9 protein-coding genes are annotated in these 14,203 nt (G+C 60.0%); 8 read left to right on the top strand and 1 reads right to left on the bottom strand.

The features are described from left to right. Positions 1-442: 442 nt before the first annotated feature. The 3 genes from BR83_RS15465 to uvrB all read left to right on the top strand — a co-directional run bounded on the left by BR83_RS15465 (position 443) and on the right by uvrB (position 4,794). The gene (locus BR83_RS15465; RefSeq protein ID WP_051618059.1) at positions 443-1,855 is read left to right on the top strand and encodes a sugar ABC transporter substrate-binding protein; all 1,413 of its coding nucleotides are present in this window, start codon (positions 443-445) and stop codon (positions 1,853-1,855) included. A gap of 158 nt (positions 1,856-2,013) precedes the next feature. Next, positions 2,014-2,721 carry a YkgJ family cysteine cluster protein gene (locus tag BR83_RS15470; protein WP_084327130.1) on the top strand — a complete coding sequence of 236 codons (708 nt, stop codon included), beginning with the start codon at positions 2,014-2,016 and terminating at the stop codon, positions 2,719-2,721. Between the two features lie 30 nt (positions 2,722-2,751). Continuing rightward, positions 2,752-4,794: an excinuclease ABC subunit UvrB gene (gene uvrB / locus BR83_RS0108570; protein WP_027356737.1), complete on the top strand. Its 2,043-nt coding sequence runs from the start codon at positions 2,752-2,754 to the stop codon at positions 4,792-4,794. A gap of 1 nt (position 4,795) precedes the next feature. Here uvrB and BR83_RS0108575 read toward each other — a convergent pair whose 3' ends face one another. Then, a complete protein-coding gene (locus BR83_RS0108575) occupies positions 4,796-5,359 on the bottom strand; it encodes a Uma2 family endonuclease (protein WP_027356738.1) in 564 nt (187 codons plus the stop codon). A 137-nt stretch (positions 5,360-5,496) separates the two neighbouring features. On the opposite strand from BR83_RS0108575, the gene uvrA reads away from it, so the two are divergent. The 5 genes from uvrA to BR83_RS0108605 all read left to right on the top strand — a co-directional run bounded on the left by uvrA (position 5,497) and on the right by BR83_RS0108605 (position 14,199). Next, positions 5,497-8,367, top strand: a complete 2,871-nt coding sequence (gene uvrA, locus BR83_RS0108580; protein WP_027356739.1) for an excinuclease ABC subunit UvrA — start codon at positions 5,497-5,499, stop codon at positions 8,365-8,367. 4 nt (positions 8,368-8,371) lie between these two features. After that, positions 8,372-10,222, top strand: coding sequence for an excinuclease ABC subunit UvrC (uvrC, locus tag BR83_RS0108585; protein WP_034634847.1), 1,851 nt, complete (start codon positions 8,372-8,374; stop codon positions 10,220-10,222). A 108-nt stretch (positions 10,223-10,330) separates the two neighbouring features. Further along, positions 10,331-11,161: a Cof-type HAD-IIB family hydrolase gene (locus tag BR83_RS0108595; RefSeq protein ID WP_027356741.1), complete on the top strand. Its 831-nt coding sequence runs from the start codon at positions 10,331-10,333 to the stop codon at positions 11,159-11,161. After that, a complete protein-coding gene (locus BR83_RS0108600) occupies positions 11,154-12,137 on the top strand; it encodes an ROK family protein (protein WP_027356742.1) in 984 nt (327 codons plus the stop codon). The genes BR83_RS0108595 and BR83_RS0108600 overlap by 8 nt, the downstream gene beginning before the upstream one ends. A 91-nt stretch (positions 12,138-12,228) precedes the next feature. Beyond that, the gene (locus BR83_RS0108605) at positions 12,229-14,199 is read left to right on the top strand and encodes an amylo-alpha-1,6-glucosidase (protein ID WP_027356743.1); all 1,971 of its coding nucleotides are present in this window, start codon (positions 12,229-12,231) and stop codon (positions 14,197-14,199) included. Positions 14,200-14,203 lie beyond the last annotated feature (4 nt).

Genomic DNA, 14,203 nt, shown 5'->3' on the forward strand with positions numbered 1-14,203 from the left:
CCGTGTTTTTGAGGGGGTGCCTTGACCAGACAACCGGGGTTGGGGCATGAGAGTGGTTGGGGAAAGGGAAAATCTTTGCCCAGGCGGGCGTATTCTTCCGGCGGTACAGGCGTGTAAAATATCTGCTGCATGGCGGTCACTTCCAGCAAATATTCTACCTGTTCCACAGCCGGAAGAAAAGGGGTCAGTCACTGGTTGTCATATTCTGGTGAATAGACGGACTGACTGACCTGAAATACCAGCACAATTTGCGAAGCAGTTGCAGATTATTCTGGTATCGGAAATAGTTGCAGATTGTTCAATCTGCGAAAATGGGCAGGGGTTGGGCTAAATCAAAGTGAGAATTGACACATTAAGGTATCTTTTTTAGAAGCGCCGGGGATCAGGTTGGTCCTTTTACAGGTACCGTATCTATCGGATTTTCACTGCAGGGGGCTTGAGAATGATGAACCGGTACGCCGGGTGGAAAAGGGCCGGTCTATTTGTTTTCCTGGCTGCTGTGCTGACGTTAACCGGGTGTCCCGGGAAAAGTGAAGAGCAAAAGATTACCCCCCCGCTGAAGATTGCCGTCAGTCTGGCTGATATGGAGCGGGACGGCAACCGGATGATCAAAGAAGTGATGAACCGGCGTAAACGCGAGGAAAAAGTGGATATTACCTGGCTGGATGCGAAAGGTGATCCCGCACAGCAGGAAAAGCAGCTGCAGCAGCTGGCCAGGCAGCGGGTTAAGGCCGTGGTCTTCCAGGCGGTGGATCCGTCAAGCGCCCCCCGCCTTGTGCAGCAGCTGGTGCAGAAAAATATTAAGGTGGTGGCCCTGGAAACGCTGCCTGCTGATACGCCGGTGGATGCTTATGTGGCTTCGGATCATACCAGGGCGGGAGAGTTGCTGGCCCGTTTTGTTGACAGGGCTCTTAAAGAAGCCGCCGGCCAGCCTGCCGGGGAGGGAGGGTCATCCGGGGGTCAGGGGCAGGGCGCTGCTCAAATGGTTACACCCGGCAGTCAGCTTCCTTCCAGGCGGCCCCTGAATGTGATGATCCTGGCCGGTGACCCCCGGGATAACGCTGCCCGGGAAATTGTGGCTGCAGCCCGGAATGCTCTGCAGGCCAACCCCCAGGTGCGGGTGGTGGAGGAGGCCCGGCAGGTGGAAAACCAGCCGGCCATGGCCGCCCAGGCCGTGCAGCAGGCCCTGGCCAGGTGGAATAACAATATTGATGTTATTCTGGCCGTTGACAGCCGGCTGGCTGCAGCCGCGGTGAAGGTACTGAAAGCGGCAGGACTGGATAAGCGCGTGCTCACGGCGGGAGTGGGGGCCGATAAGGAAGCTTCCCGTGCCCTGCTGGCCGGGGAACACGATGCAGAAGTGGATAACAGGCCGGATTTGCTGGGACAGTACGCCCTGGATGCAGCGGCGGGCCTGGCCAGAACCGGACACTGGCAGTACGATACCCGGGTGGCCAGCGGGGATTACAGCGTTCCGGCCCGTATTGTACCCGTGCGCTTGATCCAATCCGCCAACGCCTACCTGCTGCAGGAGCGCTGGAGAAAGGAACTGGCCGGACAAAAGGGCGGCGGCCAGGAACAGGGAAGCAGCCAGAGCAGCGGCTCCCAGATGCAGGGCAGCCAGGGCGGCCAGGCCGGCGAGGGCGGGCAGAAGCCCCGCACCACCCTGCGCATTACCACCCGGGAAGGGAAAACGGTGGAAGTGCAAATCCAGGGTGAAGTGGAACGCATTGAAAGTGTGGAAGGCGGCGGGGCCGGCCTGCCGCAGGCCCGGCCCATGGGCGGCGGAGGCGGGGCCGGTGGCGGTGCTGCTCCTGGCAGCCCCGGCGGCGGGGGTGGAGGCGGCGGGACATAAGCAGGACGGGGCAGGTGAAAAGGCCATTTCCCGGTCATCCGGGAATGGCCTTTTTCTTACGGGCAGCAAGACAAATAATACTTTACAGGAATGGATTTTCCCGTTATAAAGTATAAGATAATTTACTATCCGGTTACCTGACGGGAGGGGAATGCCCTTTGAAGATACAAATCAAAGACTGTTTTTTAAACGGAGAACCGGCCTGCGATGTGCGGATCACCCACCCCGGCGCCACGGTACAGGATTACCTGGATGCCCTGAACAATTTTATCAGGGGAAATTGCCCTCCCTGCAACGGCTGCACCGCCTGCTGCTGGGAAAGGGTGCCCCTCACTTATCCCGACGTGGCCGTCTTCCTAAAGGACAGGCGGTTCGGGCGGCAGTTTAAAGGGGTGCCTTCAGCCCTGCTGTCCTTCCTGCAGCAGTACGGCTACGTTTACGTCGATGGTCCGGTGGTGGATATCGGCCTGGGATTTAAAGCCGATGGCTCCTGTATATTCCTGGATACCCGGCAGAACCGGTGCTCCGTTTATCCCCTGCGTCCCCTGGTCTGCCAGACTTATATCTGCCGCCGGTTCACCCGCCGGGCCCGGGAGCTTAGAAGCCTGGTGGTAAATGCGGGCATGGACGAGCTGGTCCGGCGCTGGCTCCTGGAGAGCAGCCGGTGCGGCCGGCCGCCGTTGATCCACGAGGGACGGCATCCCCGCCCCCGCCTGCAGGATTACCCTCCCGGTGCTTTCAACGGCCGGGAACGTTTTGCGGAGGTCCGGCTGAAGGAAATCTGCCCGCCCCGCCTGTGGCGGGAAATGTATGCGGTGCCTGTAAATGGTAGGGACCGCATTGACAGCCAGTTAAAAGGGGAATAGAATCAATTAAGAAGCGGGGGTGGTTTTGAGTTGCCTTACCAGGAGCGACCCTTTAAACTCAAATCGGATTTCGAGCCCCGCGGTGACCAGCCCGTGGCCATTGCCCGGCTGGTGGAGGGGCTGCAGAAAGGTTATCCCATGCAAACCCTTCTGGGCGTCACCGGTTCCGGGAAGACCTATACCATGGCCCGGGTAATCCAGGCGGTGCAGCGCCCCACCCTGGTGCTGGCTCCCAACAAGACCCTGGCCGCCCAGCTCTGCAGCGAGTTCCGGGAGTTTTTCCCCGAGAACGCTGTAGAATATTTTATCAGTTATTACGACTACTACCAGCCCGAAGCCTATATACCGCAGACGGATACCTATATAGAAAAGGACTCTTCCATCAACGACGAGATAGATAAATTGCGCCACTCGGCTACCTGCGCTCTTTTTGAGCGGCGGGACGTGATCATTGTGGCCAGCGTATCCTGTATCTACGGCCTTGGCGATCCCGAGGAGTACCGCACCCTGGTGCTCTCCCTGCGCAAGGGGGGCACCTATGACCGGGATGCGGTGCTGCGCAAGCTGGTGGAGATCCAGTACGAGCGTAATGATGTGAACTTCACCCGGGGTAAATTCCGGGTGCTGGGGGATGTGGTGGAGGTCTTCCCCGCCTCCTATACCGAAAGGGCCATCCGCATCGATTTCTTCGGGGACGAAATTGAACGGTTGCTGGAGTTTGATGTGCTTACCGGGGAGATCATCGGGGAACGCCAGCATGTCTCCATTTTCCCGGCCAGCCACTACACCGTTTCCCGGCCCCGTCTGGAAAGGGCCATCGAGGCCATTGAAGAGGAGCTGGAGGAAAGGCTGGCCGAACTCAGGAAGCAGGGCAAATTGCTGGAGGCCCAGCGGCTGGAACAGAGGACCCGTTACGATATCGAGATGATGCGGGAGATGGGCTACTGCAAGGGCATTGAAAACTATTCCCGCCATCTTACGGGAAGGGCTCCCGGGGAGCCGCCCTATACCCTGCTGGATTACTTCCCCCGCGATTTCCTGCTCTTTATCGACGAATCTCATGTGGCTGTACCCCAGCTGCGGGGGATGTACGAGGGCGACCGCTCCCGCAAGGCAACCCTGGTGGAATACGGCTTCCGTCTGCCCTCGGCCTTTGACAACCGGCCCCTGAAGTTTGAGGAGTTCGAGCGCAAGATCAACCAGGTCATCTTTGTTTCCGCCACCCCCGGCCCCTACGAACTGGAGCACAGCAGCCAGGTGGTGGAGCAGATCATCAGGCCCACGGGGCTGGTGGATCCCGAGCTTTCAGTAAGGCCCACCCGGGGCCAGATCGATGATCTGGTGGCGGAAATCCGGCAGCGGGTGGTCAAAAACCAGCGGGTGCTGGTAACCACCCTGACCAAAAAAATGGCCGAGGATCTCACCGACTACCTGCGGGAGCTGGGCATCAGGGTGCGCTACATGCACTCGGAGATCAACGCCATCGAGCGCATGGAAATTATCCGGGACCTGCGCCTGGGGGTTTTTGACGTGCTGGTGGGGATTAACCTCCTGCGGGAGGGTCTGGACCTGCCCGAGGTGAGCCTGGTGGCCATCCTGGATGCCGATAAGGAAGGTTACCTGCGCTCGGAACGCTCCCTGATCCAGACCATCGGCCGGGCCGCCCGTAATGCGGAGGGCAAGGTGATCCTTTATGCCGACCGCATTACCGAGTCCATGGACCGGGCAATTAAAGAGACGGAGCGGCGGCGCCGCATCCAGATGGAATACAACCAAAAGCACGGCATTATCCCCCGCACGGTGGTCAAGGGAGTGCGGGATGTGATTGAGGCTACGCGGGCGGCAGAACCAAAGGCTGCGTACCGGGCCGGGGAAAAGCCGCGGCCGAAGAAGCGGACCAGGAAAGAGCTCAAGCAGTTAATCGCCCGTCTGGAAAAGGAAATGCGGGAAGCCGCCCGCCACCTGGAGTTCGAAAAAGCGGCGGAACTGCGGGACGCTATCATCGAGCTGCGGCTGGAGCTGCAGGGCCTCGACAGGCGCCTGGTGCCCGTAGGGGAAGTGGTGGGGGAGTAATTCAGGCCCACACTTTCGAAAGGTCTACGATCAGTCCCGGAAAAATTTCCGGTTTAAAGGATTCGTTGCCGGTTACCCGGCTGATCAGGTTGTAGGCCCCTTCTTCCAGGCGGTACTCTTCCACCGTGGTAGCGTCCGGGTCAACCAGCCAGTAGTATTCAACCCCGTAAAGGGCGTATACGTGGGCTTTGGTGATCCTGTCCCTGCGGGAAGTATTGGGGGAAAGGATTTCCACCACCAGGTCGGGGGCACCGGCAATGTTTTTCTCGGTTATAATTTCCGACCTGGCGTGGGAAACAAAAATGAGGTCCGGCTGGGCTATGCTGATATTGGAAAAGATCACGTCCAGGGGAGCATCGAAAACCTCCCCCAGGTTGTGTTCGAGGACGTAAGCATCGATAATCCGCTGCAGGTTGCGGGAAACCCGCTGGTGGCGGGTGGTGGGGGAGGGCGTCACGTGCAGCACCCCTTCCAGGATTTCATAACGGTTACCGTCATCGGGCAGGTCAAGATAATCCTCATAGGTGAGGACGATCTTCCCTGCCGGGGGAGTGGGGGTACCCATGGGCAGGCCTCCTTATGCGCTCAAAATGCCTGAGCGGCTTTTGCTTTGTTACCATCAATTGTATAATATATCCCCGGGACAGTCAAAGGGGCGCTTCCTTTGTTTTTCCCGTGGGGCTTCAGTCCGGAGGAGACATTATGCTGGATAAGATTGTTATCAGGGGTGCGCGGGTGCACAACCTTAAAAATATTGATGTGGAAATTCCCCGGGGAAAGCTGGTGGTGCTGACCGGCCTTTCCGGCTCCGGGAAGTCTTCCCTGGCCTTCGACACCATATACGCCGAGGGCCAGCGCCGCTATGTGGAATCCCTGTCGGCCTATGCCCGGCAGTTCCTGGGGCAGATGGACAAGCCGGACGTGGACTATATCGAAGGTCTTTCCCCGGCCATTTCCATCGATCAGAAAACCACCAGCCATAACCCCCGTTCCACCGTCGGAACGGTGACCGAAATTTACGATTACCTGCGCCTACTTTTTGCCCGGGTGGGCCGGGCCCACTGCCCGTCCTGCGGCAGGCCCATTTCCCGGCAGGCGGTGGAGCAGATGGTGGACCAGCTCATGGACCTGCCGGAGGGCACCCGCCTGCAGATCCTGGCTCCGGTAGTCCGGGGCAAGAAGGGTGAGCACCAGAAGGTGCTGGAGGAAATCCGCAGGAACGGCTTTCCCCGGGTGCGGGTGGACGGCGAGGTCAGGGACCTGGCCGAAGGGGTCCAGCTGGACAAAAATAAAAAGCATACCATAGAAGTGGTGGTGGACCGGGTGATCGTCCGCCCCGGTGTTGCCCGGCGTCTGGCCGACTCCCTGGAGACGGCCCTGGGCATGGCCGGCGGCGTGGCCCTGGCGGCCGTGGTGGACGGCCCCGAAATGCTGTTTAACGAGAACTTTGCCTGCCCGGTGTGCGGCATCAGCCTGCCGGAGATAGCTCCCCGGCTTTTCTCCTTTAACAACCCCTACGGGGCCTGCCCGACCTGCACCGGCCTGGGGGTAAAAAGGGAGATTGACCCCGACCTGGTTATTCCCGACAGGCGCAAGTCCATTGCCGAAGGGGCCATTGCAGGCTGGTTCCGGGGTACCAATGCTTATGCCTGCCTGGAAGCCCTGGCCGAAAAGTACGGTTTTTCTCTTTCCACCCCGGTGGCCGAGTTGACTGAAGAGCAGCTGAACAAAATCCTTTACGGCACCGGTACGGATAAAATCCTGGTCAACTACCGGGATGCCTCCGGGCGGCGGCAGCAGTACCTGGCCACCTTCGAGGGGGTAATTAACAACCTTTCCCGCCGCTACCGGGAGACCGCTTCCCCTTACATCCGGGAGGAAATTGAACGGTACATGAGCGATCGCCCCTGCCCGGCCTGCGGTGGAGCCCGCCTGCGGCCCGAGGCCCTGGCAGTTAAGCTGGGGGGTCTTTCCATTGTCGATGTCACCCGCTTATCGATCAAGGAAGCGCGGGAATTTTTCCAGCGCCTGGAGCTGACGGAAAGGGAGCGGCTTATTGCCCGGCAGGTGCTGAAAGAAATCAACGCCCGGCTCGGCTTTCTGATTAACGTGGGCCTGGACTACCTGACCCTGGACCGGGCAGCGGGTACCCTGTCCGGCGGGGAGGCCCAGCGCATCCGCCTGGCCACCCAGATCGGCAGCGGGCTGACCGGTGTTCTTTATATTCTTGACGAGCCCAGCATCGGCCTGCACCAGCGGGATAACCGGCGTCTCCTGGATACCCTGCTGCATTTAAGGGACCTGGGCAACACGGTAATTGTGGTGGAGCACGACGAGGATACCATCCGCACGGCGGATCACATCATCGACATCGGTCCGGGGGCCGGGGAATACGGGGGCAGGGTGGTGGCCCAGGGCACCCTGCAGGACATTCTCAACAGCCCGGAATCAATTACCGGGCAGTACCTGAGCGGCCGCCGCTTCATTCCCGTTCCCGCTGCGCGCCGGAAGCCCGGCGGCAAGGCGCTCCAGGTGCTCGGGGCCGCGGAACACAATCTCAAGCAAATTGACGTGACCTTCCCCCTGGGGGTATTTATCTGCGTTACCGGGGTTTCCGGTTCCGGCAAAAGCACCCTGGTCAATGAAATTCTTTACAAGTACCTGGCCCGGGAACTTCACGGCAGCCGCGTTCAGCCGGGTGCCTGCCGGGAAGTGAGGGGAATTGAGCACCTGGACAAGGTGATCAACGTAGATCAATCTCCCATCGGCCGCACCCCCCGCTCCAACCCGGCCACCTATACCGGCGTTTTCAACGATATCCGGGATCTTTTTGCCAGCCTCCCCGAGGCCCGGATGAGGGGTTATAAACCGGGGCGGTTCAGTTTCAACGTTAAAGGAGGGCGCTGTGAGGCCTGTGCCGGGGACGGTATCATCAAAATTGAAATGCACTTCCTGCCTGATGTCTATGTTCCCTGCGAGGTATGCAAGGGCCGGCGTTACAACCGGGAGACGCTGGAAGTAAAATATAAGGGTAAGAATATAGCCGATGTGCTGGACATGACGGTGGATCAGGCGGCAGAATTTTTCCGTCACATTCCCAAAATTTACCGGCGGCTCAAGACCCTGCAGGATGTGGGCCTGGGTTACATCCGCCTGGGGCAGCCGGCACCGGAACTTTCCGGGGGGGAGGCCCAGCGGGTGAAGCTGGCCACCGAGCTTTCCCGGCGCTCCAACGGCCGCACCCTCTACATCCTGGACGAGCCCACCACCGGCCTGCATATGGCCGATGTACACCGCCTGCTTCAGGTCCTGCACCGGCTGGTGGAGGCCGGGGATACGGTGGTGGTCATCGAACACAACCTGGATGTTATTAAAACCGCCGACTACATTATCGACCTGGGTCCCGAGGGTGGGGACGGTGGCGGTTGGGTGGTGGCCTGCGGCACGCCGGAAGAAGTGGCCCGGGTAAAAGAATCCTACACCGGCCAGTTCCTGGCCCGGATTCTGGCTCAAGCGCCCGGGGGAGATCTCCAGGGCCTTCCGGTAGAGGATGTGCGCGCGGCAGGAGGTTGAGAGGATGGATAAGCTGCAGCATCTTCCGGATAAACCCGGCGTGTATCTGTTCCGCGATACGGCCGGGGAAATTATTTATGTGGGTAAGGCCGTCTCTTTAAAAAACCGTGTCCGTTCCTATTACCAGCCTGCTTCCCGGCTGAGCCCCAAGGTGCGGGCGATGATGAACCGGGCGGTGGATTTCGAGTACATTGTGACGGATAACGAAGTGGAAGCCCTGATCCTGGAGTCGAACCTGATCAAGGAGCATCGCCCCCGTTACAACATCTACCTGAAAGACGATAAAAGTTACCCCTACCTGAAGGTAACCCTGGGGGAGGACTTCCCCAGGGTGCACGTTACCCGCCGGGTGGTCAGGGACGGCTCCCGTTATTTCGGCCCGTACACTTCTGCGGGAGCAGTACACGAAACCCTGGATCTCCTGCGCCGCCTCTTTCCTTTCCGCACCTGCAAGCAGAAGCTGGCTGAAGGCAAGCTGCCGGCCGGGCGCCGCCCCTGCCTAAATTATTACATTGGGCGCTGCCTGGCTCCCTGCTCGGGACAGGTGGGCAGGGAGGAATACCGGTCGATAATCAACCGGGTATGCCTGTTTCTGGAAGGGCGTCAGGACGACCTGGTAAAAGAACTCACCAGGCGGATGAACGAAGCGGCGGAAAAACTGGAATTTGAGCGGGCTGCCCGCTTCCGGGACCAGCTGATGGCCGTGCGCCAGGTTCTGGAAAACCAGAAGGTGCTTTCAACCGGCAGGGAGGACCGGGATGTGGTGGCCCTGGCCCAGACGGAAGATCTCTCCCTGGTGATGATCTTCTTCGTGCGGGGCGGGAAACTCATCGGGCGGGACCAATTCCTGGTACCCGGTGCGGGGAATGCCCCGGAAGAGGTGCTGACGGCCTTTGTCAAGCAGTATTACAGCCGGGCCGACTTTATTCCCGGGGAGGTGCTCCTGGCCGGCATCGAACCGCAGGAGCGGCCGGCCATTGAAGAGTGGCTTTCCTCTCTCCGGGGTTCCCGGGTGCGCCTGGTGGTGCCCCGCCGGGGAGAAAAGAAGCAACTGGTGGATCTGGTGGCCAAAAATGCCCTCCTGGCCCTGCAGGAAGTTGAACAGGAGCGGGAGTCCCGGGGGCAGGGGGAGGATGCCTGCGCCGAGCTGGCCCGGGAACTGGGCCTGGAAAAGGTACCCTGCCGCATTGAATGTTATGACATCTCCAACACCCAGGGTGAGGAAAGCGTGGCTTCCATGGTGGTCTTTGAAGAAGGAAGACCGGTGCCTGACCAGTACCGCCGGTTTAAAATACGTACCGTAACGGGGCCGAACGACTATGCCTCCCTGAAGGAGGTGCTTGCGCGCCGCTTTAACCGCGCCAGGGAGGAGCGGGAATTGATCCGGACCGGGCAGCTGTCCACCAGGCAGGCCAGGTTCCACCGCCTGCCCGACCTGCTCATTGTGGATGGGGGTAAGGGCCAGCTATCGGCAGCCCGAGAGGTTATGAAGGAGCTGGGTTTTGGCTGGATACCGGCCTTCGGGCTGGCCAAGGAGGAAGAGCTGCTTTTTGCCGAGGGCCGCACCGAGCCCATCCGCCTGCCCCGGGACTCCCGGGCCCTGCACCTGCTGCAGCACCTGCGGGATGAAGCCCACCGTTTTGCCCTTAACTATCACCGGCAGCTGCGCAACCGGCGCAGCCTCAAGTCCCTTCTGGATGAGATCGAGGGCATCGGCCCCGTACGCCGCCGGGCTCTTCTCAGGGCTTTTCCTTCCCTGGAGGACATGGCCCGGGCCACGGTGGAGGAGCTGGCCGCCGTGCCGGGGATGAACCGGTCTGCGGCCCGGGCCGTGTACCGGTTCTTCCATGGCTAGTACTGCCTTTTTCTGAAAACCATGGTATAATAGGTAAAGAAATTGAAGTGTTGTATGATTAAAATTTGGAGTGAATTAATATATTTTAGCATCTGGAGGTTGCGAGCCTTGTACCGGTTGCTGGCCATGGACCTGGACGATACCCTGCTGGATAAAAGTTTACGTATCGGCGAAGATAACCTGCGGGCCCTGGCCCTGGCCAGGCAGGCGGGGGTGGTGATAACCCTGGCTACGGGGCGTATGTACCGTTCTGCCCTGCCCTATGCCCGGCAGCTGGAGATTGACGCTCCCCTGATCACCTACGAGGGAGCCCTGGTCAAGCATGCTGTCAGCGGGGAAGTGCTGCTGCACCGGCCCGTACCCCTTCCCTGGGCCCTGGATATTGTGGCCCGGGTTCAGGCCCGCGGTTACCACATCAACATCTACCTGGATGATTGCCTTTATGTGGAGCGGCATACGGAAGAAAGCAGGCTATACCAGTCCATTTCCCGGGTTCAGGCCCGGGCGGTGGGGCCGCTCATTCCTTTTATGAAGGAAGCCGGGAAGGATCCTACCAAAGTGCTGGTGATTGCCGGGGAAGAAAAATTGGACGAGCTGGCTGCAGAGTTAAAACCCCTTTATGGTTCCGACCTGCATATCACCAAGTCCAAACCTTATTTCCTGGAGTTTTCCCACCCGCAGGCCACCAAGGGGCATGCCCTGGCGGTGGTGGCCGCCTATTATGGTTTTGAGCCCGCGGAGGTTATTGCCGTGGGGGACAGCTACAACGACCTGGAAATGATTGAATGGGCCGGTCTGGGAGTGGCGGTGGCCAATGCCCCGCCCCAGATACGGGCCCGGGCGGATTTTGTTACCGCTTCCCATGATAACGGCGGCGTGGCCCGGGTGGTGGAAAAATTTATTCTGGGCGGGGCGGGGGAGGATGGTGCGCATGGATAAAGCGGTGGTTGCCGTTGACCTGGGCGGCACGAAAATCTATACCGCCCTGGCTGGCGCGGACGGCCGGGTGCTGGCTGAAGTGCTGGTTCCCACCCGGCCCTGGGAGGGGGTTGACGCGGTAATCGGGCGCATCGTGGGGACGGTGGAACAGGTGCTGGAACGGGCGGGGAAAGAGGGGCGGCTGGCGGCGCTGGGGATTGGCTGCCCGGGGCCTCTGGACGCCGCCAGCGGGCTGGTTCACCATGCCCCCAACCTGGACTGGCACGATGTTCCCCTGAAAGACCTGCTGGAAAAGAGGCTCGGTGTACCCGTGGCGGTGGACAATGACGCCAACCTGGCCGCCCTGGGGGAATATGTTTACGGGGCCGGGCGCGGCGAGAAGGATATGGTTTACATCACCGTCAGCACCGGTATCGGGGGCGGCCTGATCCTCGATGGGCGCCTCTATCACGGCGCCGGGTTCGGGGCCGGTGAGATCGGTCATATGACCATAGACCCCGGCGGCCCCCGGTGTAATTGCGGCAATTCTGGCTGCCTGGAGGCCATGGCCTCCGGGACGGCCATGGCCCGGGAGGCCCGTCTCCTGATAGAATCGGGCAGGGGCAGGGCCATCCTGGAGGCAGCGGGAGGAGATGTATGTGCCGTTACCGCGCGGGAAGTGGCCCGGGCTGCTGCGGGTGGAGATGATGAGGCCCGGCAGATCATCATTAATGCCGGCCGGGCCCTGGGTACCGGCGTGGCCAACGTGATTAACCTTTTAAACCCGGCCCTGGTGGTGCTGGGGGGCGGGGCCATGCAGGTGGGCCACCTCCTGTGGGAGACCATGGAGGAAGAAATCTCCCGCCGGGCGCTGGCTGCCGCCCGCAGGCGGGTGCGGCTGGTACCGGCGGAACTGGGTCCGCGTTCGGGTTTAATGGGGGCGGTAGCCCTGGCCCTGCAGAAAAGTGGGGGGATTTTCCGGTCCGGGGTGGTATAAAGGGTGCTACCGGGGGATTATTCTATTATCGTATTGCCGGAATATTTATCTTCCGGAAGGAAGTACTGGCTGCGGGAAGGAGAGGGGAGCGTTGCGCTTCGGCAAAGGAGAATGGCGCAGCTTCGAGCGGGGCATTGAGAAAGAATGGCTGGTGACCAACGGCCTCGGTGGTTATGCTTCCTCCACCCTGATCGGGGTTAACACGCGCAAGTACCACGGCCTCCTCGTGGCTTCCCTTACCCCTCCGGTAAGGCGTTACCTTTTTCTGGCCAAGCTGGATGAGCGGCTGGAAACCCCCCGGCGGACATACAACCTGGCTACGAACCATACCGGGGGAGGGGTAACGGAATTTGGATTTATCCACCTGCAGCAGGTGTTGTTCAACCCGTTTCCCACCTTTGTTTATTCTTTTGGTGACATAACCCTCCAGAAACAGGTCTTTATGATTTATGGAGAGAACAGCACCGTTATCCTGTACCGGCTGATCAATGGAGCCGAGCCGGCTATCCTGAGGCTGGTCCCCCTGGTCAACTGCCGGGATTTCCACTGGACCGTCCGGCGGGGCCAGATTGATTTCCGCAAGGAAGAAATACCTTACGGGGTGGCGGTAAAATCCATTCCCCAGTGCCCCGTCCTGCGCCTGGTGTGCAGTGAGGGCCAGTTCAACAGCCGCGACGACTGGTTTTACGATATGTTTTACCTGGTGGAGCAAAAGCGGGGGCTGGATGCCAGGGAGGATCATTTCATACCCGGTGATTTCACCATTTCTTTAAAACCGGGAGAGATCAGGGACATTACCTTTCTGGCCACCCTGGAAGATATTTTTACCCTGGACGGGCGGGCCCTCCTGGGTGCGGAAATAAAGCGCCTGCAGGAACTGGTGAAGAGGAGCGGGTGCCGTGGTATCCTGGCCCGCCATCTGGTCCGGGCTGCGGACAGCTTTATTGTCCACCGCCAGTCCACAGGCGGGAAGAGCATTATTGCCGGCTACCACTGGTTTAACGATTGGGGAAGGGACGCCATGATTGCCCTTCCCGGTTTGACGCTGGTCACCCGGCGTTACGACGACGCCCGGGATATCCTGCTCACCTACTCCCGCTACTGCAAGGACGGGCTCCTGCCCAATGTGTTCGCCGATAACGGCAGGGAAGCGCTTTACAATACGGTGGACGCCTCCCTGTGGTTTTTCTGGGCGGCCTGGAAATATCTTCAGTATACCCGGGACCATACCTTTGGCAGGAAGGTGCTCTACCCCGTTCTCAGGGATATTGCCCACCATTACATCAAGGGGACGCACTTCAACATCGGGGTGGATGCGGACGGGCTGCTGGCGGCGGGTTCCCCGGACCTGCAGCTGACCTGGATGGATGCCAAGGTGGACCAGTGGGTGGTTACCCCCCGCCACGGGAAGGCCGTGGAAATTAACGCCCTCTGGTACAATGCCCTGTGCGTTTTGCGGAAGCTGGCCGCCCTCTACGGGGATACTTTTCCTTATCAGGAACTGTTGGAAAAGCATGAGCGAAATTTTGTGCGGGAATTCTGGTATGAAGACGGCGGTTATTTCTATGATGTGATCGGTGAGGACGGAAAGGATGCCTCCCTGCGTCCCAACCAGGTTATTGCTTTAAGCCTCCCCTTTACCGCGGTTGATGCGGAAAGGGGGCGCAGGGCGATGACCCGTGTCTGGCAGGAACTGTACGCCACCTACGGCCTGCGCACTTTATCCCCCGGCGACCCCAGGTACCGGGGAGTTTATGGGGGTGACCGGTGGCAGCGGGATGGGGCCTATCACCAGGGTACGGTCTGGAGCTGGCTGATCGGACCCTTTGTTACCGCCTGGCGGCGGGTTCATCACTATTCCCCGGCCAGCAGGCTGCAGGCGGCGCGTTTTCTTGCCCCCTTCCGGGATCAGCTGCGGGACCACGGGGTAGGTTACATTTCGGAAATCTTTGACGGTAATGAGCCCATTATTCCCCGGGGGTGTATAGCCCAGGCCTGGGGAGTGGCGGAAGTGCTGCGGGCTTACGTGGAAGACGTGCTGGAAATCAGGCCGCAGATTTGAGGGT

This window comes from Desulfofundulus thermocisternus DSM 10259, assembly GCF_000686645.1.
Lineage (GTDB): Bacteria > Bacillota > Desulfotomaculia > Desulfotomaculales > Desulfovirgulaceae > Desulfofundulus > Desulfofundulus australicus.

What these genes read in the sequence shown, in the direction of transcription:
- BR83_RS15465 (WP_051618059.1), top strand. Translation starts at nt 443, where the DNA reads ATGATGAACCGGTACGCCGGGTGGAAAAGGGCCGGTCTATTTGTTTTC.
- BR83_RS0108575 (WP_027356738.1), bottom strand. Translation starts at nt 5,359, where the DNA reads ATGGGTACCCCCACTCCCCCGGCAGGGAAGATCGTCCTCACCTATGAG.
- uvrA (WP_027356739.1), top strand. Translation starts at nt 5,497, where the DNA reads ATGCTGGATAAGATTGTTATCAGGGGTGCGCGGGTGCACAACCTTAAA.
- uvrC (WP_034634847.1), top strand. Translation starts at nt 8,372, where the DNA reads ATGGATAAGCTGCAGCATCTTCCGGATAAACCCGGCGTGTATCTGTTC.
- BR83_RS0108600 (WP_027356742.1), top strand. Translation starts at nt 11,154, where the DNA reads ATGGATAAAGCGGTGGTTGCCGTTGACCTGGGCGGCACGAAAATCTAT.